Source organism: Clostridium cuniculi, from assembly GCF_004353185.1.
Taxonomy (GTDB): domain Bacteria; phylum Bacillota; class Clostridia; order Clostridiales; family Clostridiaceae; genus Clostridium; species Clostridium cuniculi.
This window is the reverse complement of the sequence record NZ_SMUS01000113.1, coordinates 1-505: the sequence shown is the minus strand read 5'-3', so window position 1 is coordinate 505 and position 505 is coordinate 1. Positions and strand designations below refer to the sequence as shown.

Below are 505 nucleotides of genomic sequence, written 5' to 3'. Positions count from 1 at the left end.
GAGGAGATGGAAGGGAAGGGGAAAAAAGAGGGTGGAAAAAAAAATAATGGAGGATGGGGAGAAAGGTGAGGAGGGAGTTAATTAAAAGTAATAAAAGAATGAAATTGAGAGGGAGAGATTTTAAAGAAAAAGTAAGAAAAGAGGGAAAAGAAGGAGAAGAGGAGAGAAAGGGGGAAAAAGAAAGGAGAAGAGGAAAGGAGATAAAAAGAAGAGGAAAGAGATAAAAGAGAGAGGGGAAGAGGCGAGGAAAAAAGCGGAGGAGGAGAAGAAGAAAGGAGAAAAGAAAGAGGGAAAAGGAAAGGAAAAAAAGGGGGAGGAAAGGGGGAAAGGAAGGAGGAGAAGGAAAAGGAGAGAGGAGGAGGAGGGAAGAGAGAAAGGGGAAAAGGGAAGGAAGAGGAAAAAGGAGAAGGAAAAGGAGAGAAAGAGGGGAAAGAGGAGGAGGAAGGAAGGAGAAAGGAGAGGGGAAAAAGAAAAAAGAGGAGGGAGGGAAAGGAAAGGGGAAAGG

1 protein-coding gene is annotated in these 505 nt (G+C 43.8%); it reads left to right on the top strand.

The window, feature by feature from the left end:
* Positions 1 to 65: 65 nt before the first annotated feature.
* Positions 66 to 224 carry a hypothetical protein gene (locus EJJ37_RS20605; protein WP_166484864.1) on the top strand — a complete coding sequence of 53 codons (159 nt, stop codon included), beginning with the start codon at positions 66 to 68 and terminating at the stop codon, positions 222 to 224.
* Positions 225 to 505: the final 281 nt, after the last annotated feature.